Source organism: Paenibacillus sp. cl130, from assembly GCF_900116035.1.
Classification (GTDB): domain Bacteria; phylum Bacillota; class Bacilli; order Paenibacillales; family Paenibacillaceae; genus Paenibacillus; species Paenibacillus polymyxa_B.
The window spans coordinates 795,755-817,107 of record NZ_FOYG01000001.1 but is presented as its reverse complement, the minus strand read 5'-3'; the positions used below and the strand labels follow the sequence as shown (position 1 = coordinate 817,107).

Genomic DNA, 21,353 nt, shown 5'->3' with positions numbered 1-21,353 from the left:
GGCAATATGTAGTATCTCTTATGTGTACATAGTATTTCGCCAAACGGACAAGATAACCAGCGTGCAACAAAACATTTAAGGAGGCACAGAGACTATGCAATCTACCAACATGCAACCCTTGACAGGCAAAGAGCTGGAGTACATCGTGGACTCCATTTCCAATGAAGAACTGCTGCTCAAGCAATGTACGGCGACAGCAGCATCCATTCAGCATCCAGCCATTCAGCAAGCTTGTCTGCAATTCGCGAGAACTCATGAGAACCACCTGAACCTGCTTTCCAATGCACTTCAACAGCACCAGCAGCTTGCTCCTATGCAACCGCAGCAGTAATTATGGATTAACCAATAAAGGAGGTAATATCACGATGTTTTCACAGAACAATACGTCATTTATGCCCGAAGAAGATTTGCTCTATACCATTCTTGCCGATATGAAACGCACGGTGGGAGAGTATACAACAGCGACAACGGAATCCAATTGTCCGTCTGTGCGTCAGATGTTCACCGACCTTACGAACGATACGCTGCGCCTACAAGGCGATTTGTATCGTCTGATGAGTCAGAACAATATGTACTCCACTTCGTCAAAAGCACTGCGCATCGATTTGGACAAACAGATTCAAGAAGCTCGCAAGACCCAACACGAATGCCAACAGTTCATTCAGCAAAAGTCGTCATCAGCGGGGGGATATGGTCAACCTATGCATCAGCAAGGGCAGCCTACTCACCAAAATAACCCTTACTATATGTAAACGGGATATTCCGTTTTTGAAGCAATTTCCCATAACAGCCGTCCGTCTGCCGGGTTTACCGGGGCGGACGGTTTTTCTTTGCAGGTTTAAAGTGCGTATTGTATGATGTATAGTAATCTCTTTCGATGGAGGCCTTATGTAGAATGACAGAGCTAAATGGTTTGAAATTAAAAGTGCTGGAATTGTTAAAAGAAGATGCAAGAAGAACACCGACTTTGTTGGCTACTTTACTGGGGGTTGACGAGCAGGATGTACGCACCTCAATTAAAGAGCTAGAAGACCAACATGTAATCGTTAAGTACGCCGCCGTAGTCAATTGGGATAAAGTCGACGACGAAAAGGTTACTGCTTTGATTGAAGTACAGATTACACCCGAGCGTGGAAGAGGATTTGAAGGTATTGCAGAACGGATTTATTTGTATCCGCAAGTTAAATCGGTTTATCTCATGTCTGGAGCATACGACTTGCTGGTAGAAGTTGAAGGCCGCAACCTCCGTGAGGTCGCTAATTTTGTGTCGGAGAAACTGTCTCCTATTGACTCGGTCTTGTCCACCAAGACTAATTTTACGCTTAAAAAATACAAGCAGGACGGAATTATCTTTGAGGATCATCAGGAAGATAATCGTCTGGTGATTTCGCCGTAAAGGAAGATCATGATGAATCTCAAAACAGAAGCATTTACCGACAGTAACAAAGCCATGAGTTCCTATTTGTCCCCGTTGGTGCGCGAAATTCCATCTTCGGGCATTCGTAAGTTTTTTGACTTGGTGGGTGGCAACAAGGATATTATTACCCTTGGTGTAGGCGAACCGGATTTTACAACCCCTTGGCATATGCGGGAAGCCTGTGTCTATTCATTAGAGCGAGGTTTTACCAGCTACACGTCTAATGCGGGAACGCCAGAACTGCGTGAAGCGATTAGTGATTATCTGAATGAGCAATTTGAAGTTAATTATGATCCTAAAAATGAGATTATCGTGACCGTTGGGGGAAGCGAGGCGATTGATCTTGCTTTGCGTGCGTTAATTGTACCTGGCGACGAAATTCTCGTGCCCGAGCCGTGCTACATTTCATATTCTCCAATCACTTCAATTGGAGGCGGGATTCCGGTAGGTATTGAAACATTTGCTAAGGATGAATTTAAGCTGACGGCTGAGGCGTTGGAGGCAAAAATTACACCTAAATCCAAGGTGCTGATTTTATGCTATCCGAGTAATCCAACTGGGGCTACGATGACTTATGAAGATTGGCTTCCGATTGCCGAAGTCGTGGAAAAGCATGATTTGATCGTCATTTCTGATGAAATTTATGCTGAATTGAATTATGGAGAGAAGCATGTTAGTTTTGCCGCTATGCCTGGTATGATGGATCGTACGATTCTCGTCAGTGGTTTCTCCAAAGCCTTCGCCATGACAGGCTGGCGTATTGGATATACATGCGGACATCCAGATCTGATTGCGGCTATGCTCAAAATCCATCAGTACACCGTAATGTGTGCGCCTTCTATGGGGCAAGTTGCGGCACTGGAAGGCTTGCGGAATGGTTTGGGTGAGAAAGATCGTATGGTAGAAGCCTATAATCAGCGTCGCCGTCTGATGGTTGAAGGGTTCCGGGAAATCGGCCTGGAGTGCCATGAGCCAAGAGGGGCTTTTTATGTTTTCCCTAGTATTCAAAGCACGGGACTTAGCTCAGATGAATTTGCACAGCGTCTATTGGCAGAGGCTAAAGTTGCGGCTGTACCGGGTAATGTGTTCGGTTTGGGAGGCGAAGGCTATCTTCGTTGCTCATACGCGACTTCTGTTGCTCAGCTGACGGAGGCACTGGATCGGATTGGTCATTTTGTAGAAAAAGTAAGAAAAGAAGGTTAAAATTATTTTTTTATGGGTAATTCATAAAAAATAGTCTTTTATTTCTAAATTTCTATGCTATAATTTGAATTCGAAAGCAGGAAGTTCAATTTTTCAATTGTAGGAGGAATGCTCATGTCATATGTTGGATATAATTCGTCTAGTTCAATAGGATACGACATTTCCCTAGAAGATGAAATTTTGTTCCTGCGCAATGAGATGATGCGGACGTTTCAGGAAGAGCAGTCCTTCACCTCTGATCTTGTCATCGAGATTAGTTGCAAGCTCGATTTGAAAATCAATGAATACATGAAAATGTATGGTACGGAATGCAAGGTTTAACCGTGTGAAGTCAGCCAAAGGTAAGAAGGAGGCCGTAGGGCCTTCTTTTTTTGCGTTCACAACTTATGATATATTAATGGCATGGAAGAGGGGGCGTACATATGAGAACAGGGCTAAAAAGGCTATCGCCATGGATTATCGGAATGTTGACACTTGTATTATTGGCTGGATGTGGGGGACGGGACAAGGACAGCTTCTCCATTTTTATTATGGATAAAGGGGATGCTTCAGTCATCCGTGAAGAGCTGGCACAAAAGCTTAAGGATAAGCTGGGCGAACAGGCTCCGACTATTGAGATTTCAGTCAGTCCGCTGTATAACCAGCAGAAGCTGGTTGTAGAATATGCGGCCGGGGAGCATGATCTGTTTCTTTTGCCGGAAGAGGACATGAAGCTGTATGGACAGAATGGTTCGAATCTGCCGTTAGATGATGCTTTTGACAAGAAGACGTACGCTCGGGGCGTGTTCGAGGGCGGCGTATTTAAGAAGAAGGGGCAGGAGGAAGAAGAAACAGATGTAAGCAAGGAAACTCATTTGTTCGGAATTCCGGTGGAGCAGATGAAGATGTTTAAGGAGCTAAAATATAACTCAAAAACATTATTTGCTACCGTGCCGCCTCGTACAAGCAATAAGGAAGAAGCCATCAAGGTGCTGAAAGCACTTACGGAATGATAAGGGGGATGGAGTAATATGGGGATCTATACCAGAACAGGTGATGAAGGACAAACTTCTGTGATTGGAGGTCGAGTGTCCAAAGATGATGACCGTGTGGAGGCATACGGTACAATTGACGAGCTGAACAGCTTTGTAGGACAAGCGATCAGCTTTGCCGAAGGGGAAAAGTTTGCGGATATTCGGACTCAATTGGAGGAAATACAGCAGGAGCTGTTTGATTGTGGTTCGGATTTGGCGTTTGTTAAAATCAGTGAAAGCAAATATAAGGTGAAAGACGAGCTGGCAGAGCGACTGGAAGGCTGGATTGATGCATGTCAGGAGGAAAATCCGAAGGTGGAGCGTTTTATTATACCGGGTGGTAGCACATTATCCTCAACGCTTCATGTTTGCCGTACGGTTTGCCGACGCGCGGAACGCCGTGCTGTTACACTAGGTAAACATACGGACATCAATCCGGCGGTACGTCGGTATTTGAACCGTCTTTCCGATTATTTCTTTGCCGTTGCTCGCACAGCGAATGTCCGTCAGGGTGTGCCCGATGTCGAATATGTGCGCAGCAAAAAAGTGTTCCGCAAATAAGGAGGCAACCGGGAATTTGTGATGAGCTTGTACTATGAACCTATCGTATATACGATCCCTCCTGAGGAGGAGGGCATGCTGTTGAAGACTATTTTACAAAAACGTATGAACATTTCTCGAAAGTTAATATCCAAACTCAAGCTGACCGAGCAAGGTATTATGCTGAACGGGACACGTGTGTACATCAGCGTAAAGGTGAAGTCCGGGGATCGAGTAGAAATTCGCATGGAGCGCGAGCGTTCTGATGATATTTTACCTGAACCCATTCCTTTTGAGATATTGTTTGAGGATGAACATTTGTTAGTGGTGAACAAGGCGGCGGGTATGATTGTCCATCCAACTCACGGTCATTACACTGGAACACTGGCTAATGGGGTTGTGCATTATTGGCAGGCCAAGGGAGAACTGTTCCGGTTTCGTCCTGTTCATCGTCTTGATCAAGAGACGACGGGTGTGCTGGTAGTAGCCAAAAATCCGTATGTACACCAGCATATTTCTGAGCAGATGATTGCGGGAACGGTGGATAAGCGCTATACGGCTCTGGTGCATGGGCGTCCTGAGCTGCAGGAAGGTAAGGTAGACGGACCAATTGACCGCAGCCCGGATAATCCGCATTTACGTATGGTGACCCCGGATGGTTATCCTGCCCTTACGCTGTATAAGCTGGAGGAAGTGTGGAACGGGGGAAGTCGCATCGGACTAAAGTTGGAATCCGGGCGTACGCACCAAATTCGAGTGCATATGACTTATATCGGTTGTCCGTTGATCGGAGATAAAATGTACCGGATTACACCCGATGATGCTGCGCAACGTGAGCGATATGATCAGCTTGATGCCAGGATGCCTCGACAAGCCTTGCACGCCTCAGAGCTTTCCTTGGAGCATCCTGTAACCGGGGGGCGGCTGACGTTCTATGCTCCTCTACCTGAAGATATGGCTGAAATGCAGGAGCTATTAAGAGCGCAATATTTTTCAGAATAAAATATAAATAAGCTATCAAAACCAAATGGAGGTTAATCTAGCGATGAGCCAACTGAAAGTATATCAGTATTCTAAATGCAGTACCTGCCGTAATGCAGTGAAATGGCTGCAAAACAAGGGACATGAGACGGAACTTATTCCTATTTTTGAACAGCCGCCCGGCCCGGAGGAATTGGAAGATTTAATTCGAAAAAGCGGGCTGGAGCTAAAAAAGTTTTTTAATACAAGCGGTGAGGTGTATAAAGAGTTAAAGCTGAAAGATAAGCTTGGAGACATGAGTCGTGAAGAGCAAATTTCGCTTTTATCCTCGAATGGAAGATTAATCAAACGCCCGATTGTAACCGACGGGAACAAAGTAACGATAGGATTCAAAGAGGAAACATTTGAGGGCACATGGGAAGCTCAATAACGCCCAATTTACACTCACGATATGTTATACTGTGGGGGTTAAATATTATGATGAATGGGAGCAATACAATCTGTGACACAACGCAATGAACAATCCGTAATGCTGGTTGACGGTATGGCCCTGCTATTTCGCGCTTATTATGCAACCGCCGCAAACGGTTATATCCGTCGTACAAAAGCTGGGGTGCCAACGAACGCCATATATGGTTTTATTCGATATTTTTGGGACGCAGTCCAAACGTTTAATCCTACACATGTCATTTGCTGCTGGGATATGGGCGGAACGACATTCCGTGGGGAACATTTTGCTGCGTATAAAGGAAACCGAGCCGACGCACCGGATGATTTGATTCCCCAATTTACATTGATTCGTGAAGTGACGGACAGCCTCGGCATTCCCAACATTGGAGCGGAAGGCTTTGAAGCCGATGATTGTATCGGTACGCTTGCACGTCATTATTCGCAAAATGAGGACATGGATGTAATGATTCTCTCAGGAGATCATGATTTACTTCAATTAGTGGATGAGCGGACACGGGTCATTATTATGAAAAAAGGGCACGGCAATTATATGGTATACACCCCGGAGACCCTGCTGACTGAAAAAGGGCTTAAGCCACGTCAAGTGGTGGACCTTAAAGGCCTGATGGGGGATGCAAGCGATAATTATCCCGGAGTACGAGGTATTGGCGAGAAAACGGCACTCAAGCTGGTTCAGGAATACGACTCTATTGAGGGCATTCTGGAGAATCTGGATCAATTAACACCCTCGGTCCGTAAAAAAATTGAGAGTGATTTGGATATGCTGCATCTTTCACGCAAACTTGCTGAAATTCACTGTGGTGTACCTGTAGCATGTGCTTTGGATAGCTGTCTGCTGACGCTGGATCACGTGCAAATTGTAGACAAGTTTGAGCAGCTTGAAATGAAAAGCTTGTGTACATTGATGGGTGTCGCAACCGGATCTTAATAAAGCTGTTAGGCTTGATACGGACAATTTAAGTAAAGTAAGTAATATAGGGATGCTGACGCTTGGTGCGTTAGTGTCCTTATTTATATACCCATATGTCGACGGAGTTATATAGTCATGTGAAGGATTATATACAATTGCGATAAGGGGATTGACCTCAGGTACATTTCAGGTGAATATAGTGGAGAGAGAACCGGATTATCGAAAGGGGACAACAGCAACTATGACAGTATTGGGAGCAATTGAGGCAGGCGGTACCAAATTTGTATGTGGAATTGGCAACGAACGTGGAGAGGTACTGGAACGGGCGAGCTTTCCAACAACCACCCCAGCAGAAACAATGGAGAATGTCATCGCATTTTTTGAAGGCAAGGGCATTGAAGCATTGGGCGTAGGCTCGTTCGGGCCGATTGATCCTATCGAAGGTAGTGATACATATGGCTATATTACAACAACGCCAAAGCCACATTGGGGAAATTACAATCTGATTGGCAAACTGAAAGAGCATTTTGATGTGCCTATGGGGTTTGACACGGATGTGAATGGAGCAGCACTTGGTGAGTCTATTTGGGGTGCCGCCAAAGGATTGGACAACTGTCTGTATATTACGATAGGTACAGGCATCGGGGCGGGTGCTTTGGTTGGTGGAAAGCTGATACATGGATTATCCCACCCGGAAATGGGGCATATTCTGGTACGTCGTCACCCAGAAGATACTTACGAGGGGACATGTCCTTATCACGGAGATTGTTTGGAGGGACTGGCAGCAGGTCCTGCGCTCGAAAAAAGATGGAAGGTTAAAGGACATGAGCTTTCTGTCGATCACTCGGCCTGGGAAATGGAAGCGTACTATCTGGCACAGGCTTTAATGAGCTATGTATTAATCCTGTCACCGCAAAAAATTATTATGGGCGGGGGAGTGATGAAGCAGGACCAACTGTTCCCGCTCATTCGTACCAAGCTTCAAGAACTTTTGAACGGATACGTACAGCATTCGAGTCTGGCAACAGATATTGAGCAATATATCGTATCTCCGGGATTGGGTGACAATGCTGGATTGTGCGGTGCTCTGGCATTGGCAAAGGAAAAGCTGAATCATTAGAATTTATGGTTGACGGCACTCCAAGGTACGGTTATTATATAGGCAACAGTATAGTACGGCTCAAAAAGGGAAGCACCTTTCTTGCGAATACGCAGGATGGGTGCTTTTTTTTGCGTTTTTGTGTTGTGCGGGACTGTCTTTCAACGATATGAGGGAGGAAGAAATCATGGATATTGTATTTTTAAATCGCTTGTCCAAACGAAATGAACAGGGCTATGAGGACTTTGCTCAGGTATGGATTGGGCAGCATGAAGGGGGATGGAGTGCAGGCTGGAGCACACAGCATGTCCCGGATGAAAGTATAGACGACCTTTGGTATGAGGGCAGCTTGTGGCAGGAATTACTACATGTATACCGTCATGAGCTGGCGCTCAAAATGGCTGAGGGCTATAGGCCCTTAATCCATGGCGTATTTCATGAGCAAGAAGGATCATCAGGACGAGGACAAACGCTGCAAAAGCTGTATTGCTACAGTGATTTGTTTCCACGTGATGAAGTGTATGAGCAGTTGACGATGTGGAGACGGCAAAAGGCAGCAACGGAACGAAAAGCACCTTATTTTATCGCTACGAATCGGCTGCTTCGACTCATTAGCGTCTATCTTCCCCATACCGAAGAAGAACTGTTGGAACTGCCTGGTATGGGGCAGGGTAAAGTGTCGCAATATGGGACGGAGCTATTGGCTATTACGACACAAAATGACCGGACCACACCATTTCCGTTAAACTGGGTAACAGAGACGCTGGAAGAAGAAGTTTTTTTGTCATGGCTATACAAGCAAAAAGAGAACCAGTACAGGCAGGAGCTGAACAAATTCAGCCTAACTAGAACGATTATCGAAGGCATTTCGGACGGTCTTTCACTGGAGCATATCGGAATGAAGACAGGTTTGCATCGTAGAGAGATGATTGAAGCTGTGGAGCATTTGGACAGGGATGGCATTGATATGGAGAAGCTGATCCGCAAGGAGTTGGTGAATGTATCTGAGGAGGAGCAGGCAGCCATCTGGTCTGCTTATGAAGAGTTGGGGGATACGCTGCTCAAGCCCGTCATGCTGAAAGTGTATGGGGAAGAAAAGGCAACCGAAACAGGACTGGATCAAATTTACGAGCGTCTGCGTCTGATCCGTATACGGTTTCGTCATCAGCAGGTACCCGACCGACATGTTGGATAATATAGAACTGATTGAATAAAGCTAAAGTATTAAAGTACATTCAGGGTTCAACATACTAAAAAGCAGCAGCGAGTTCCACACAGGACACGGCTGCTGCTTTTTATGACCAAGCTGAAAATCGAAAAAAGTATCCAACTCGGTACTTTTCCCCCCTGTTCTTTTTAAACCCAGTCTTTCTTGCGGAAAATACAGAACATACTGACACCTAATGCCACCATAATACCAATGACGACAAAATAGCCATAACGTGTATGAAGCTCAGGCATATTATCGAAGTTCATCCCATATATTCCGGTAATGACTGTCAATGGCATAAATACGGTCGTAATTGCCGTAAACACACGCATAATTTCATTGGCACGGTTGGCGATACTGGATTGATAAGCTTCTCGAAGGTTACCCATCAAGTCGCGGTAAGTTTCAAAAGTCTCCGAAATTTTCACAGCATTTTCATAAATGTCGCTGAAATATTTTTGCAATTGATCGTCGATGAGCCGCAAATCCCGTTTGTTCAGGGTATTGATGACTTCTTTTTGTGGACCCAGCACTTTTTTCAGCCACAGAATCTCACTTCGTAAGCCGATGATTTCGTTCAAATGCGACTTTTTCGTATGCATTAGAATATCTTCTTCCAGCTTCTCAATGCGGACCTCAATCCGGTCACCAACCAGAAAATAGTTGTCAACAATCAAGTCGACCAACAGATACATAAAACGGTCAGGCTGGCTGACTTCTTGCTCCCACAGCATAGGCTTGAGGGTACGAAGCTCATTTATTTTCTGCTTGGTCACCGTAATGATAAAATGGCGGCCGAGAAAAATGTTCAAAGCTCGCAAAAATATTTCTTCATCATCAAAACGAATGCTATTTACAACGATAAAATAATGGCTTTCATAAATTTCAATCTTCGGACGCTGTTCTTCTTCACTCAAACAGTCTTCTACTGCAAGATCATGCATGGAAAATAAAGGCTGGAGCACTGCCAAATCATCGACATCGGCATCAATCCAATAAAAACCTTCTGCCGGTGCAGTAAGCGCCATTTCAATTTCTTCGACAGGGGTAAAAACCCCGTTGTTGACCAAACGGATTTTCATATATGTCACTCCTTATGCTCCGTCGTAACGGAAATACGTTTACCTTAAGCATAAGGAATGGACTCAGTTAGCCAGTTAGCCGGTGCGGGTAAGCGTGCACTCCCATCAAAAGCCGGAGGCTTTTGGAGCATGCAGAGCCTGGCGTCCCGTCTTTCGGCAAGCTGAAGTCATTCCTATGCTGTTGTTCAGGGATCGCCGCCTATTCGGACTCGGGTCGCCTTCCATTCCGGATTCACCTCTCAAATGTTCTTTTTTAGATTGCCACAGTATCGCAGGAAACACTCAAATCTGCACTACTGCTCCATATTTTTGCCTAATAGCACTTGTATAGTATAACGCTCGGCCTACGGCCTTTCAAGCGCAAAATCATGGGCTAAATCAACAGTAGTGGCAAGAGCTTCAGCGATAGGAGGGATATGATTTAACCTATGGAAAAGGTAGACAAAATGTGAATGCAGGGTACAAATTTAAAAGTCCCATCTTGACGAAGCCCAGCCGATGCATTAAAGTGAACAACAAGAACTTTGTGAACCTAAAATGAATATAGCGAAATCTTATCAAGAGCAGGTGGAGGGACTAGCCCGATGATACCCGGCAACCGGCGATTTTAATCGCACGGTGCTAATTCTTGCAGGACGCGCGCTTTGTACAAAGAGCGTTGCCCTGACAGATGAGAGAGGCGCATATGGATACAAATATGACCTTTCTCTAACCTGAGAAAGGTCTTTTTATTATATGCCCGGCATCTCAACAAGACGATTTTCGCAAAACTTACCGAACAAGGAGTGAGTTTACATGCCGATTAAAATCCCAGACACGCTACCTGCCAAGGAAGTGCTGGAGGGCGAAAATATTTTCGTAATGGATGAAAGCTTGGCTTATCATCAGGATATTCGTCCGTTGCGTATCGCCATTTTGAATTTAATGCCTACAAAGGAGACGACGGAAACCCAACTGTTGCGCTTGGTCGGCAATACGCCGCTGCAAGTGGACGTCACGCTGGTGCACATGAAATCTCATGTATCCAAAAATACATCGCAAGAATATTTGAACATGTTCTATAAAACGTTTGACGAGATCAAGAACAGTCGTTTTGACGGCATGGTCATTACAGGAGCCCCGGTTGAACAGCTTGAGTTTGAGGATGTGAACTACTGGGAGGAGATCCAGCAAATCTTTGAATGGACGAAAACGAATGTAACTTCGACCATGCATATCTGTTGGGCCTCACAGGCAGGCTTATACCATCATTTCGATGTCCCAAAATACGGGCTCGACTACAAATGCTTTGGCGTATTTCCACACACTGTGATTAAACCTAAAGTAAAATTGCTACGCGGCTTTGATGAACTGTTTTATGCTCCTCACTCCAGACATACGGAGGTTCGGCGGGAAGATATTGATCATATTGCCGAATTAGAAGTTTTATCCGAATCCGAGGAAGCTGGAGTGTACCTCGTAGCCACGCTTGACGGTAAACAAATTTTTGTAACTGGGCATTCTGAATATGACCCGCTTTCCCTGAAATGGGAATACGACCGCGATGTGGGCAAAGGAATGGAAGTTGAAGTCCCCAAAAATTATTTCCCTAATGATGATCCCAAGCGCACACCGCCCTCAATCTGGCGAGCGCACGCCAATTTATTATTCTCGAATTGGCTGAACTATTATGTATACCAAGAAACACCTTACGATATCGGGCCCCAGATTTAAAAAGGGGCTTGTAGTTTACCCTTGTACAGTACCACCTTGCAGTAGCGCAGCAGTATAGTCTTTGACATCCATTTTTGCAGGATATGTTATAGCACCCACTATGGAAGTTAACAGGAGGATTCATATGAGTGAGAAACAGTGGAAAATCGAAAGCAGATTGGCACAAATCGGTTCAGTAGAGGAGCCAGTAACCGGGGCTGTTAATTACCCGATTTACCAATCTACGGCGTTCCGCCATCCCCGTCTAGGTCAAAGCACAGGATTTGATTACATTCGGACGATCAATCCCACGCGAAAGGTACTGGAAGAGGCTTCTGCTGCACTTGAATCTGGTGATGCAGGTTTTGCATGTAGCTCAGGTATGGCGGCGCTGCAAACGGTATTTGCATTGTTTGGACAGGGAGATCACCTCATTGTATCGCTGGATCTGTATGGCGGGACATATCGCTTGCTGGAGCGTATTTTATCTAAATTTGGTGTAACAGCAAGTTATGTGGATACGAACGATCTTGAAGCACTCGAACAGTCATGTCGACCGAATACCAAAGCTGTATTCATAGAAACACCTACAAATCCGTTAATGATGATCACTGATATTCGAGCGGTTGCCGAGTGGGCATCACAACATCAGTTGCTTACCATTGTAGATAATACGCTGCTAACCCCATATTTCCAGCGGCCATTGGAGCTGGGCGCGGATATTGTGGTACATAGCGCAACCAAATATTTGGGCGGACACAATGATGTGCTGGCAGGGCTGATCGTAACCAAAGGCAAAGAGCTATCAGCTGAAATTTCCTTCCTGCACAATTCCATAGGGGCCGTGCTTTCCCCGAGCGACTGCTATCAGTTGATGAAGGGGATGAAGACGTTAGCGCTGCGTATGGACCGACATCAGCATAATGCAACAGTGCTATCTAACTATTTACTGACGCATCCGGCGGTGGCGGAAGTATTTTATCCAGCTCTCGAAGGCCACCCAGGTCGTGAGATTCAAAATAAACAATCCAGCGGAAATACGGGTATCTTCTCCTTTAAAGTAAAGGATGCTCGTTATGTGGAGCCTTTGCTTCGTCACATTAAGCTCATTGCGTTTGCGGAAAGTCTCGGCGGTGTGGAATCATTAATGACCTATCCCGCTGTGCAGACACATGCGGACATACCAGCAGAAATTCGGGATGCAGTCGGGGTAGATGACAGGCTGTTGCGTTTCTCCGTCGGCATTGAGCATACAGACGACCTAATTGAAGATTTGCGTTCGGCGCTGGAAGCGGCACGTCAAGAAGTAGAAGGAGGGGAGCAGCAATGATAGAGGATGCGAGAAGGATCGGCCAGGATCTGGACAAAGAGCGGAAGTTCGCTACCAAGCTGCTGCATTTCGGCTCTGAAATTGACAGTGTTACGGGGGCTTCGAGCGTCCCGATCTATCAAGCTTCTACCTTTCACCATCATGATATTTTTAATCCTCCACAGCATGACTATAGCCGTTCAGGTAATCCGACACGACAAGCTTTGGAGGATTATATCGCCTTATTAGAAGGCGGAGCTAGCGGTTTTGCCTTTGCATCAGGTATGGCGGCCATCTCTACTACATTTATGCTCTTGTCTGCTGGAGATCATGTCATTGTTTCAGAGGACGTATATGGAGGAACATATCGACTGCTGACCTCCATTTTGAAACGGATGAATATCGAAACGACCTTTGTTGACATGACGGACCTCAACCTTGTGAAAGAGGCGTTACAGGAGAATACAAGGGCTGTATATATGGAAACCCCGTCCAATCCGACACTCAAAATTACCGATGTAGCAGGAATAACCTCTTGGGCACAGGATAACGGACTTTTGACGCTATTGGATAATACTTTTATGACACCTTATTATCAACGTCCGATTGAGCAGGGTGTCGATATTGTATTGCACAGTGCGACCAAGTTTCTGGGCGGACACAGCGATGTGCTGGCAGGACTTGCGGTAGCACGTACCGAATCGCTGGGGAGACAAATCAAGCAGCTCCAAAATGGACTGGGTACCGTGCTGGCTCCGCAGGAATCATGGTTGCTCATGCGCGGTATGAAGACACTGGAGGCTCGTATGGCTCACAGCGAAAAGAGTGCAGCAAAGCTCGCCAATTGGCTGAACGAGCGCAACGACATTGAGGCGGTGTACTACCCGGGTCTGGAGAATCATCCAGGACGTGAAGTTCATGAGCGTCAATCCAGCGGTTATGGTGCAGTGATATCGTTTGATGTGGGTTCTGGTGAGCGTGCAAAAGAAGTCCTCAGTCGCGTACGTATTCCAATTGTAGCGGTGAGTCTGGGAGCTGTGGAAAGCATCTTGTCGTATCCGGCGATGATGTCACACGCGGCTATGCCCCATAGTGTACGATTGGAGCGCGGGATTACGGACGGATTACTTCGTTTCTCCGTAGGTCTGGAGGATATTGACGACCTGATTAGTGATCTGGATGAGGCGCTGCGCTAGAGCGTTAGCACATCAGTAGTATCTTTGTCGTCTTCAGGCAGGGAGCAAATATGTACAGTACTAAACAGCAAGTTTCCATTCATTCAGGAGGCTTGCTGTTTTCTATAAGAATGACATGAAGGACAGTGTGAAAAAATGCACTTTTCAGTTCTGTTTTCTTATTTCTTGGCTATATGCAATGTTGAGATAAGCTTGGCAGTTGCCTGTTTTCCTAGGTGAAAAGCAGAAAGAAGCGGGAATAAGTATGGTTCCTTACCTAAAGATATGTTAGTATTATCATTAGGTTTTACTATGCTAAATAGCACAGACAACATACAAGGCCAGTCATGAACATACATTACGGCAGGGTTCGAACGCAGGTTTGTGAAAGCATTCTCGTTCATAAGTCCTGTCTTTCATTTCGTCGCCCTGTGACAGCGAAGGAGGATACACCATGAGTGTAATCGACCATATTTTAGATAAAGCCCTACGCGGCGAACGCCTGAATTTAGAGGATACCGTTGCTTTGTTCGAATCAGATGAGGTAGAAAAAATAGGTCATGCGGCGAATAAAGTTATGAATCGCATGCACCCCGATCCCATTAAAACCTTCGTCATCGGACGAAATATTAACTATACGAACGTATGTGACGTATACTGTCGCTTCTGCGCTTTTTACCGTAGACCGGGTTCTGATGAAGGTTATGTTTTGCCGGATGAGGTGATCTTTCAGAAGATCAAGGAAACGCAGGATGTAGGTGGCACCGAAATTCTAATGCAAGGCGGTGTGAATCCGAATCTGCCGTTCAGTTATTATACGGATTTGCTGAAAGCTATCAAGGAGCGTTTTCCCGATATTACGATGCACTCCTTCTCGCCAGCTGAAATTCACAAAATGAAGGAAAAATCCGGTCTATCCATGGAAGACACGATTCGAGCCATTCACGAAGCTGGATTGGATTCGCTTCCGGGTGGAGGCGGAGAAATTTTGGATGACCGCACACGCCGCAAAATTAGCCGTCTCAAAGGCTCTTGGCGTGATTGGATGGATGTGATGCAAACGGCTCACAAGGTTGGGATGAACACGACTGCTACGATGGTTATCGGCTTTGGTGAGTTGATGGAGGAGCGTGCGCTGCATTTGTTGCGTGTTCGTGATGCTCAGGACGAATGCATTGAAAACAAATATAATTCTGAAGGATTTTTGGCCTTTATTCCTTGGACCTTCCAGCCAGACAACACCAATCTGAAGAAGGAACGCCAGACGCCGGAGGAATATTTGAAGACCGTTGCGATCAGTCGTCTTGTATTGGATAACATCAAGCATATTCAGTCTTCATGGGTAACCATGGGACCTGAAATCGGTAAAAAATCGTTGTACTACGGTTGCGATGATTTTGGCAGCACCATGATTGAGGAAAACGTAGTTTCTGCTGCAGGCGCAACGTATAAGGTTAACATCGAATCCATTTTACAGTTGATCCGCGAGACGGGTCACGTTCCGGCACAGCGCAATACCCGTTATGATATTATTCGTACTTTTGACAGTGCCAGCAGTATTGAACATGATTTTATCATGCAAAATTAATATCCGTTAATATATTGTTAATTACAAAACGCTTATCCATCACTAATCTATGTACAAGGATTAGTGTAGATAAGCGTTTTTTGATGTGTTACTTTGCTAAGCTTTCCATCGTTTCATATACATGATCTCAGCCTGCGGGTCTGCCATTTGGATGACTGCCTTAAAGCGCTGCAAATCCAACAGATGAACGCTGTAAACGATGACCATTTGTTCTTTTTTATCCTCAGATTCGCTTTTAATCTTGCCCTCTATCTGGGCAGAGTCTACAACAGGCGTGCTGTGTATACGCAGCCTGCGATATATGGCATCTTCGATGGTTTGCTGTTTCTTGCTGACAACACAAACCATACGCGTCAGACCGGTAAACATCAGCCGGGTCGTTTCATAGGCGGCGAGGCAGGATAAGGCTGAATAGAGAGCTGGCTCCCAGCCTAGCACAAAGCCAGCCGTAATGAGCAGCAGACCATTACACAGCATAACAATCTGTATTAACGGAATCTTGCGATGTGTTAGCAATAATGTGGATGGACGGCCATCGTCTGACTCGTTAAGTCCTAGTGAATCGAGCAGACCACCGTGACGAGCTGCCAGCCCTGCGCCAAGCCCTATACAGATTCCGCCGCCCAAAGCACATACGACCGGATGGCCGCTCACTGCCGGAAAAGGCGAAAGAATGATGGCTGAGCCCGAAAAGGCGAACAAGCCGGGTAGTGCACGAAGCAGCATGGGTTTGTGAGTAGACAGAGAATACAGCAGCATGAGTGGCAAGTTCAAAACGAATAGCAGTAACCCAAAATGCTCCTGTGTATAAAGCGACATGAGTCTGGAGATCCCCGTGACGCCTCCAGCGATCATATCATGCGGATGCAAAAACAATTCCAGACCGACGGATGCCGTAATTCCGCCAATCACCGTATAAAAGACAGGGAACCTGCTCGCATCTCCTGAAGCGGGCTTCACAAGCCGCCTCATAGAGTTTCGGCATGTTTTACAGCGTGCGGCATAGCCTTCCCTCCTATGGATTGTCGTATCCAGCTTTTACAATTACGCCGATTTACTTTCTTCCTTTCGTAGGCGGGGGTCCTTGAACTTAAATATTTTGTTTAACATATTAAAAATAGGTTTTGACTGCTTTGTCAGAAGTGGTCCAAGAATCGCCAGTATGAGTACATAGATGGCTGCAAAGGGTTGAACAATATCAAGCAAACCGCCTTCTTTACCCAAGTTGGCCATGATAATCGAAAATTCACCCCGTGCCACAATGGTCAGGCCGATATTTGCTGACGCTTTGGGAGATAAGGAGGCCGTACGCCCAGCCAGCATTCCTGCCCAAATGTTACCAAACAACGTGAGGACGACTGCTGCCAGTGCAAGCCATATCGCGTTTCCTCCCAGGGACAGTGGATCAATGGATAATCCAAAGCTGAAGAAAAACAGGGCGCCAAAGAAATCGCGGAAAGGAACAATTAAATGCTCGATACGTTTGGCATGTTCCGTTTCGGCCAGTACCAGACCGACTAACAGGGCGCCGATAGCTTCCGCCACATGAATCGTTTCCGAAAAACCAGCCACCAGAAACAGAGAGCCGAAAACAACAAGTCCGAATACCTCATTGGAGCGAATACGGAGAATCCGATTTAACAGAGGGACGGCCTTACGGCCGATAATAATGACTGCAAGCATAAAGCCTAGCGCGATTAGCGCTGATAGCAGCACACCACCGAGCGAGGATGAATCGCTAAGAACCAATCCGGAGAGGATGGAGATGTATACGGCGAGGAAAACATCCTCGAACATAATAATGCCCAAAATCATTTCAGTTTCAGCATTGGCGGTCCGCTTGAGATCTACCAGCACCTTCGCAGCAATAGCACTGGATGATATTGTTGTAATTCCGGCGATAACCAGTGTCTCTGCTACAGGAAAGCCGCTCAGGAAGCCAAGAGCCAGCCCCAGTGTAAAATTGATGCCAATATAAATGGTTCCGCCCACGGCAATGGAACGGCCTGATTTAATTAACCGACCTACTGAGAACTCGAGACCCAAGTAGAAGAGAAGAAACAGCACTCCGATTCTTCCCATAAAATCAATAAATGGGGCGCTTTCGATAAAGCGAAAATCAAAATGCCATAGCTCCATCGCATGTGGCCCAACTGCCATTCCGATCAGGATATAAAAAGGGATGACCGAGAAGCGCAGTTTGGAGGAAATAAGTCCGGCTGCAGCGATGAGAGCAATAGCCAATCCAACCTCAAATACCAGATGATCCATCCAATCACCCGCTTCCGTTCATAAGGATTTGTTTAAAGCGTTTTTGCTGATCGCGTTCCCCAACAACGACTACAGTGGCATCATCGTTAATCATCACTTCAGGACCAGGATTTACATATTTCTTTCCTTTTTTCTCCACAATGGCAATAACAGTGGCTCCCGAATTTTGCCTTACATCCAGCTCACCGATGGATTTGCCGACACTTGCATAATGAGATTCCACTCTATACCATTCGATAATAAAATCGTCAAACGTCATTTCTACACTTTCAAGCTGTTTGGGCTTATAGGTCATACCACCGATGATGGAGGCTACCAATCGCGCTTCCTGATCATTCAGGGTTGTCATAGAAATACTTTGTTCCAGATCCTCGTAATCAAAGTGATACAACTCGCGCCTGCCATCATCATGAATAATAATGACAATTCGGTCGCCACTCTCTGCATCTATTCGATACTTAATCCCGATTCCTGGCAAAATAGACTCTCGAATATCCATTTGTAAAGCCTCCTGTATGATACGTTATTTAAATGAATGGTATGGGAAATAAATCACATACTTTGGGAGTGACATGGAAACTTTCTTTTTGTATTAAATTTTATAAATTAACATAAAAAACCTGATAAATAGACTTTACGTATTACACTTATTGGGACAGGTTAACAAATAGACATGCAAATGTGGTGATGTGCATGCAAAGGGAGGTTAAGCCACATAACTAGAGGTAAATTTGATGGGGAACAAGTACAATTGCTTCTTTAGTTTGCAAATGACAGGAATAAAAGGCAGACGTAGTTTAGGGATGCTCAATAGCAGCACAAGCGCTATCAAAATGACAAAGGGAAGTGATTTGGCCGCAGCGATCACCAGATGAAGTAAAGGGGAGGACTTGCGTATAGCTGGTTTGGAATGATGCTCCAGACCGTGAGAGTCTGTTTCTAACGAGGAAATATCAGCATGAGGCATAAGAGAAGATCCCGCCGTAAACTGAAGGGATTGAGTGGTGTCTTCCGCATGAAACGTCACAGGAAGGGACAAAATCTGAACGAGGCTCAATATGACGATCATGAATGTACGCAGCATGTTCAGCATCGTTGACATCTTATCTCCTCCCTCTTGTGAAAAATTCATATTACTATAACCTTAACATACCCCACCCTAAATATTCAAACGTCTTTCGGTTTTTTTCCTATATCACAGTAATGTTTATAACACGCCAACCGGCTTTTTGAAACCAGATCATCCTCTTTTGAATATGTCTTTCTGTTTCCAGTCGTTCACTTCGTATAACCCTTCAGAGGCCGCCATATACTGAAAGCAGTGATCGAAAGGAGTGAGCCAATGGAACTGTTTACAGTGTGGACCAATACAGACGGAGATCAGGAAACCGACCGGTTTTACGAAGTGGTCAAAAGTAGAACAAAGGGACTACATATGTCACGGCGCGGATTTCGATTCACTTTCAGACAGCTGGATAACAAAGTGGCATGGACCTGCAAGGGCACAGAAAGCAATTCGGCGTTTGAAAGCTTTCTCCCCTGTGTATACAGCATCATGTCTTCGGCAATAGCGGATTATATTATCGAAGTCAAGGAGTGGGGGCTGCTCAATCTCATTCTCACCAAAGCCTGTTCGTTGCTGGAGAAAGAGGATGCAGAGCAAATTCGCAGTATGATTCGTTCACTGTTAAACGATGATGGCCCCAGAGGTCGTTTGAAGCGTCATGGTAAGCTGACTACTCTCCTGGAGAAGGATTTCAAGGAGCTTCGTGTGATCAATTTGGAAGGGCTGATTCAATTTAGGCTCCATGCGTATAAAAAAGAGCTTGAAGAAATCGTCGACTATGCTATGGAAGAATTCTGGGCAGATCGGCAATACGAAGAATTTATGGGGCTGCTTAAATATTTTGTTTTTTTTCAGGAAAGCAAAGTTCCGCTCGTACACGTACTTCACCAAGGCGGACATAATTTTACGATTCTGGATAGTGCCATGGTGCCCATACCGATTCCTGATGCAGATGACATCATTGTCGAGATGCCAGGCATTGAATTGGAAATGGAGGTCGAGGATCGAATCGTGAGCACCCTTATTTCGATTTCTCCTGCTTCCATTATATTGCACACAGACGATGAACACACCCCCATAGTGCGGACACTCCTGCATATTTTTGAAGATAAAGTGAAACTGAGCAGACTTTATCCAGGTCAGGATGTTCAAAAATAATAATCTGTTCGTATAAACTAATGGATTTCTGGAAAGCCTTTGCCTCAAGGGGAGGTTTTTTATGAGATCCATGTTGGTATGGAAACGGATTTTGGGAACCGTGTTAATTGCAACCTGTCTGGTATTGCCCGGCAATGAAGTTTACGGTCACAAAGAACCGGTCCAGCATAAAAAATGGCAGTCCACACCTGTTTTAGCTCCACGCGAAGAGCAGGTTATTACGACCATGACGGTCACGGCAACAGGATATACAGCAGGCTATGAATCGACTGGCAAACGGCCAAGTCATCCCGGTTACGGTATTACGTATTCCGGTGTAAAAGTGCGTCGTGACAAGAACACACTGTCTACGATTGCGGCTGATCCCAAAACGTTTCCTTTGGGAAGCATATTGTACATTCCAGGTTATGGATACGGGATTGTAGCAGATACAGGTTCTGCGATTAAGGGCAATAAAATTGACTTGTATTTTAAAACAACCCGGCAGGTATATTCTGAATGGGGCAAGAAAGATGTGGATGTTCAAATTATAAAAAAAGGGAACGGAAAATGTACAGAAAAGATGGTCAAATCGCTCCAAAAGGTGATAGAAACGCATAAAACTATTCCGACCGCGACACTGGATGCTTCCATATAATCCTTGAATATTGTTTTTTCCAACATCACATACTATGTTGCGGGATGAGCTTATCCCGCAAAACATACTGGGAGGTTGAGAATTATGCCAAATCAAGGCGGAAGTTCTTTCACGAACAAAGGCTTCAAGGCAAGCGCAGGAAATCAGTTCAAAGCGGAATTTGCACAAGACAATACGGTTGGTGTCGTTTCACAAAAGGTAAAGCAGTCTGAACAAAATAAAATTCAAGACAACTTTCAGACACCAAATGAGAAGTATGATGAAGAATTTGCAACAGAACAAGGCGGTACAGGCGCTGTAGCTCAAAAAGTTCAAAACTCCAGTCGCAACAAAGTTCAAAACAATGCTCAAACACCGAACGAAAAGTTCGACGAAAACTTTAACACGAAATAAAAAAGCATATACAATTGATAATGCTCCGGATTATATCCGGGGCATTTCGTTTTAAGTGAAAGTGAATAGGTACAATAGGTCTAAGGTTTTATCTCCTTTTTAATTGTTTTTAAGGTGGAATTAAGGTTTAAAGTGCAA

General features: G+C 45.3%; 24 protein-coding genes and 1 riboswitch. Of the genes, 19 read left to right on the top strand and 5 right to left on the bottom strand.

The annotated features are described in order from the left end of the window. Positions 1 to 94 precede the first annotated feature (94 nt). From BM358_RS03835 to BM358_RS03780, 12 genes are all read left to right on the top strand, one after another. Positions 95 to 331 carry a hypothetical protein gene (locus BM358_RS03835; protein WP_013309406.1) on the top strand — a complete coding sequence of 79 codons (237 nt, stop codon included), beginning with the start codon at positions 95 to 97 and terminating at the stop codon, positions 329 to 331. A 34-nt stretch (positions 332 to 365) separates the two neighbouring features. Further along, a complete protein-coding gene (locus BM358_RS03830; protein WP_013309407.1) occupies positions 366 to 752 on the top strand; it encodes a spore coat protein in 387 nt (128 codons plus the stop codon). A 143-nt stretch (positions 753 to 895) separates the two neighbouring features. Continuing rightward, positions 896 to 1,396 (top strand): Lrp/AsnC family transcriptional regulator, encoded by a 501-nt coding sequence (locus BM358_RS03825; protein WP_023987779.1) that lies wholly within the window; start codon positions 896 to 898, stop codon positions 1,394 to 1,396. Positions 1,397 to 1,408: 12 nt separating this feature from the next. Beyond that, on the top strand, positions 1,409 to 2,620 hold the full coding sequence (locus tag BM358_RS03820; RefSeq protein ID WP_023987780.1) for an aminotransferase class I/II-fold pyridoxal phosphate-dependent enzyme: 1,212 nt from the start codon (positions 1,409 to 1,411) through the stop codon (positions 2,618 to 2,620). Positions 2,621 to 2,734: 114 nt separating this feature from the next. Further along, entirely contained in the window at positions 2,735 to 2,941 is a 207-nt protein-coding gene (locus tag BM358_RS03815) for an aspartyl-phosphate phosphatase Spo0E family protein (protein WP_023987781.1), read from the top strand. Between the two features lie 101 nt (positions 2,942 to 3,042). Continuing rightward, on the top strand, positions 3,043 to 3,612 hold the full coding sequence (locus BM358_RS03810; RefSeq protein WP_023987782.1) for a type 2 periplasmic-binding domain-containing protein: 570 nt from the start codon (positions 3,043 to 3,045) through the stop codon (positions 3,610 to 3,612). 18 nt (positions 3,613 to 3,630) lie between these two features. Then, positions 3,631 to 4,194, top strand: coding sequence for a cob(I)yrinic acid a,c-diamide adenosyltransferase (locus BM358_RS03805; RefSeq protein WP_028542959.1), 564 nt, complete (start codon positions 3,631 to 3,633; stop codon positions 4,192 to 4,194). A 21-nt stretch (positions 4,195 to 4,215) separates the two neighbouring features. Further along, positions 4,216 to 5,175, top strand: coding sequence for an RluA family pseudouridine synthase (locus tag BM358_RS03800; RefSeq protein WP_028542958.1), 960 nt, complete (start codon positions 4,216 to 4,218; stop codon positions 5,173 to 5,175). Positions 5,176 to 5,218: 43 nt separating this feature from the next. Next, positions 5,219 to 5,584: an arsenate reductase family protein gene (locus BM358_RS03795; protein ID WP_023987785.1), complete on the top strand. Its 366-nt coding sequence runs from the start codon at positions 5,219 to 5,221 to the stop codon at positions 5,582 to 5,584. A gap of 72 nt (positions 5,585 to 5,656) precedes the next feature. After that, complete coding sequence (locus BM358_RS03790) at positions 5,657 to 6,553, top strand: 5'-3' exonuclease (protein WP_013309415.1); 897 nt, start codon at positions 5,657 to 5,659, stop codon at positions 6,551 to 6,553. Positions 6,554 to 6,776: 223 nt separating this feature from the next. Then, a complete protein-coding gene (locus tag BM358_RS03785) occupies positions 6,777 to 7,655 on the top strand; it encodes an ROK family protein (protein WP_023987786.1) in 879 nt (292 codons plus the stop codon). A gap of 166 nt (positions 7,656 to 7,821) precedes the next feature. Beyond that, positions 7,822 to 8,829, top strand: a complete 1,008-nt coding sequence (locus BM358_RS03780; protein WP_028542957.1) for an HRDC domain-containing protein — start codon at positions 7,822 to 7,824, stop codon at positions 8,827 to 8,829. Between the two features lie 161 nt (positions 8,830 to 8,990). On the opposite strand, the gene corA is transcribed toward BM358_RS03780, so the two are convergent. Beyond that, a complete protein-coding gene (gene corA / locus BM358_RS03775) occupies positions 8,991 to 9,926 on the bottom strand; it encodes a magnesium/cobalt transporter CorA (RefSeq protein WP_023987788.1) in 936 nt (311 codons plus the stop codon). A 551-nt stretch (positions 9,927 to 10,477) separates the two neighbouring features. Next, positions 10,478 to 10,603, top strand: a riboswitch (SAM riboswitch). A gap of 118 nt (positions 10,604 to 10,721) precedes the next feature. Here corA and metA point away from each other — a divergent pair. The 4 genes from metA to mqnC all read left to right on the top strand — a co-directional run bounded on the left by metA (position 10,722) and on the right by mqnC (position 15,690). Beyond that, positions 10,722 to 11,639: a homoserine O-acetyltransferase MetA gene (metA, locus tag BM358_RS03770; RefSeq protein WP_028542956.1), complete on the top strand. Its 918-nt coding sequence runs from the start codon at positions 10,722 to 10,724 to the stop codon at positions 11,637 to 11,639. A 124-nt stretch (positions 11,640 to 11,763) separates the two neighbouring features. After that, positions 11,764 to 12,948, top strand: a complete 1,185-nt coding sequence (locus BM358_RS03765) for a PLP-dependent transferase (RefSeq protein WP_023987790.1) — start codon at positions 11,764 to 11,766, stop codon at positions 12,946 to 12,948. Continuing rightward, complete coding sequence (locus tag BM358_RS03760) at positions 12,945 to 14,123, top strand: aminotransferase class I/II-fold pyridoxal phosphate-dependent enzyme (RefSeq protein WP_028542955.1); 1,179 nt, start codon at positions 12,945 to 12,947, stop codon at positions 14,121 to 14,123. The genes BM358_RS03765 and BM358_RS03760 overlap by 4 nt, the downstream gene beginning before the upstream one ends. Before the next feature lie 433 nt (positions 14,124 to 14,556). Further along, positions 14,557 to 15,690 (top strand): cyclic dehypoxanthinyl futalosine synthase, encoded by a 1,134-nt coding sequence (gene mqnC / locus BM358_RS03755; protein WP_023987792.1) that lies wholly within the window; start codon positions 14,557 to 14,559, stop codon positions 15,688 to 15,690. A 96-nt stretch (positions 15,691 to 15,786) separates the two neighbouring features. Here the strand turns inward: mqnC and BM358_RS03750 are convergent, their stop codons facing one another. The 4 genes from BM358_RS03750 to BM358_RS03735 form a co-directional block, all read right to left on the bottom strand. Then, the gene (locus BM358_RS03750) at positions 15,787 to 16,650 is read right to left on the bottom strand and encodes a YitT family protein (protein ID WP_028542954.1); all 864 of its coding nucleotides are present in this window, start codon (positions 16,648 to 16,650) and stop codon (positions 15,787 to 15,789) included. An 84-nt stretch (positions 16,651 to 16,734) separates the two neighbouring features. Next, positions 16,735 to 17,961 carry a cation:proton antiporter gene (locus tag BM358_RS03745; protein WP_028542953.1) on the bottom strand — a complete coding sequence of 409 codons (1,227 nt, stop codon included), beginning with the start codon at positions 17,959 to 17,961 and terminating at the stop codon, positions 16,735 to 16,737. A 4-nt stretch (positions 17,962 to 17,965) separates the two neighbouring features. Then, a complete protein-coding gene (locus tag BM358_RS03740; protein ID WP_023987795.1) occupies positions 17,966 to 18,460 on the bottom strand; it encodes a cation:proton antiporter regulatory subunit in 495 nt (164 codons plus the stop codon). A gap of 207 nt (positions 18,461 to 18,667) precedes the next feature. After that, entirely contained in the window at positions 18,668 to 19,063 is a 396-nt protein-coding gene (locus BM358_RS03735) for a hypothetical protein (protein ID WP_025723301.1), read from the bottom strand. A 240-nt stretch (positions 19,064 to 19,303) separates the two neighbouring features. Here BM358_RS03735 and BM358_RS03730 point away from each other — a divergent pair, with 240 nt between their 5' ends. The 3 genes from BM358_RS03730 (at position 19,304) to BM358_RS03720 (ending at position 21,215) form a co-directional block, all read left to right on the top strand. After that, on the top strand, positions 19,304 to 20,185 hold the full coding sequence (locus BM358_RS03730) for a putative sporulation protein YtxC (RefSeq protein WP_028542952.1): 882 nt from the start codon (positions 19,304 to 19,306) through the stop codon (positions 20,183 to 20,185). Between the two features lie 61 nt (positions 20,186 to 20,246). Next, positions 20,247 to 20,822: a 3D domain-containing protein gene (locus BM358_RS03725; RefSeq protein WP_023987798.1), complete on the top strand. Its 576-nt coding sequence runs from the start codon at positions 20,247 to 20,249 to the stop codon at positions 20,820 to 20,822. A gap of 84 nt (positions 20,823 to 20,906) precedes the next feature. Next, a complete protein-coding gene (locus BM358_RS03720; RefSeq protein ID WP_023987799.1) occupies positions 20,907 to 21,215 on the top strand; it encodes a hypothetical protein in 309 nt (102 codons plus the stop codon). Positions 21,216 to 21,353 lie beyond the last annotated feature (138 nt).

Bases quoted from the DNA above. Each gene is read 5' to 3' on its own strand.
- BM358_RS03835 (WP_013309406.1), top strand. From the start codon at position 95: ATGCAATCTACCAACATGCAACCCTTGACAGGCAAAGAGCTGGAGTAC.
- BM358_RS03830 (WP_013309407.1), top strand. From the start codon at position 366: ATGTTTTCACAGAACAATACGTCATTTATGCCCGAAGAAGATTTGCTC.
- BM358_RS03825 (WP_023987779.1), top strand. From the start codon at position 896: ATGACAGAGCTAAATGGTTTGAAATTAAAAGTGCTGGAATTGTTAAAA.
- BM358_RS03820 (WP_023987780.1), top strand. From the start codon at position 1,409: ATGAATCTCAAAACAGAAGCATTTACCGACAGTAACAAAGCCATGAGT.
- BM358_RS03815 (WP_023987781.1), top strand. From the start codon at position 2,735: ATGTCATATGTTGGATATAATTCGTCTAGTTCAATAGGATACGACATT.
- BM358_RS03810 (WP_023987782.1), top strand. From the start codon at position 3,043: ATGAGAACAGGGCTAAAAAGGCTATCGCCATGGATTATCGGAATGTTG.
- BM358_RS03805 (WP_028542959.1), top strand. From the start codon at position 3,631: ATGGGGATCTATACCAGAACAGGTGATGAAGGACAAACTTCTGTGATT.
- BM358_RS03800 (WP_028542958.1), top strand. From the start codon at position 4,216: ATGAGCTTGTACTATGAACCTATCGTATATACGATCCCTCCTGAGGAG.
- BM358_RS03795 (WP_023987785.1), top strand. From the start codon at position 5,219: ATGAGCCAACTGAAAGTATATCAGTATTCTAAATGCAGTACCTGCCGT.
- BM358_RS03785 (WP_023987786.1), top strand. From the start codon at position 6,777: ATGACAGTATTGGGAGCAATTGAGGCAGGCGGTACCAAATTTGTATGT.
- BM358_RS03780 (WP_028542957.1), top strand. From the start codon at position 7,822: ATGGATATTGTATTTTTAAATCGCTTGTCCAAACGAAATGAACAGGGC.
- corA (WP_023987788.1), bottom strand. From the start codon at position 9,926: ATGAAAATCCGTTTGGTCAACAACGGGGTTTTTACCCCTGTCGAAGAA.
- metA (WP_028542956.1), top strand. From the start codon at position 10,722: ATGCCGATTAAAATCCCAGACACGCTACCTGCCAAGGAAGTGCTGGAG.
- BM358_RS03765 (WP_023987790.1), top strand. From the start codon at position 11,764: ATGAGTGAGAAACAGTGGAAAATCGAAAGCAGATTGGCACAAATCGGT.
- BM358_RS03760 (WP_028542955.1), top strand. From the start codon at position 12,945: ATGATAGAGGATGCGAGAAGGATCGGCCAGGATCTGGACAAAGAGCGG.
- mqnC (WP_023987792.1), top strand. From the start codon at position 14,557: ATGAGTGTAATCGACCATATTTTAGATAAAGCCCTACGCGGCGAACGC.
- BM358_RS03745 (WP_028542953.1), bottom strand. From the start codon at position 17,961: ATGGATCATCTGGTATTTGAGGTTGGATTGGCTATTGCTCTCATCGCT.
- BM358_RS03740 (WP_023987795.1), bottom strand. From the start codon at position 18,460: ATGGATATTCGAGAGTCTATTTTGCCAGGAATCGGGATTAAGTATCGA.
- BM358_RS03735 (WP_025723301.1), bottom strand. From the start codon at position 19,063: ATGTCAACGATGCTGAACATGCTGCGTACATTCATGATCGTCATATTG.
- BM358_RS03730 (WP_028542952.1), top strand. From the start codon at position 19,304: ATGGAACTGTTTACAGTGTGGACCAATACAGACGGAGATCAGGAAACC.
- BM358_RS03725 (WP_023987798.1), top strand. From the start codon at position 20,247: ATGAGATCCATGTTGGTATGGAAACGGATTTTGGGAACCGTGTTAATT.
- BM358_RS03720 (WP_023987799.1), top strand. From the start codon at position 20,907: ATGCCAAATCAAGGCGGAAGTTCTTTCACGAACAAAGGCTTCAAGGCA.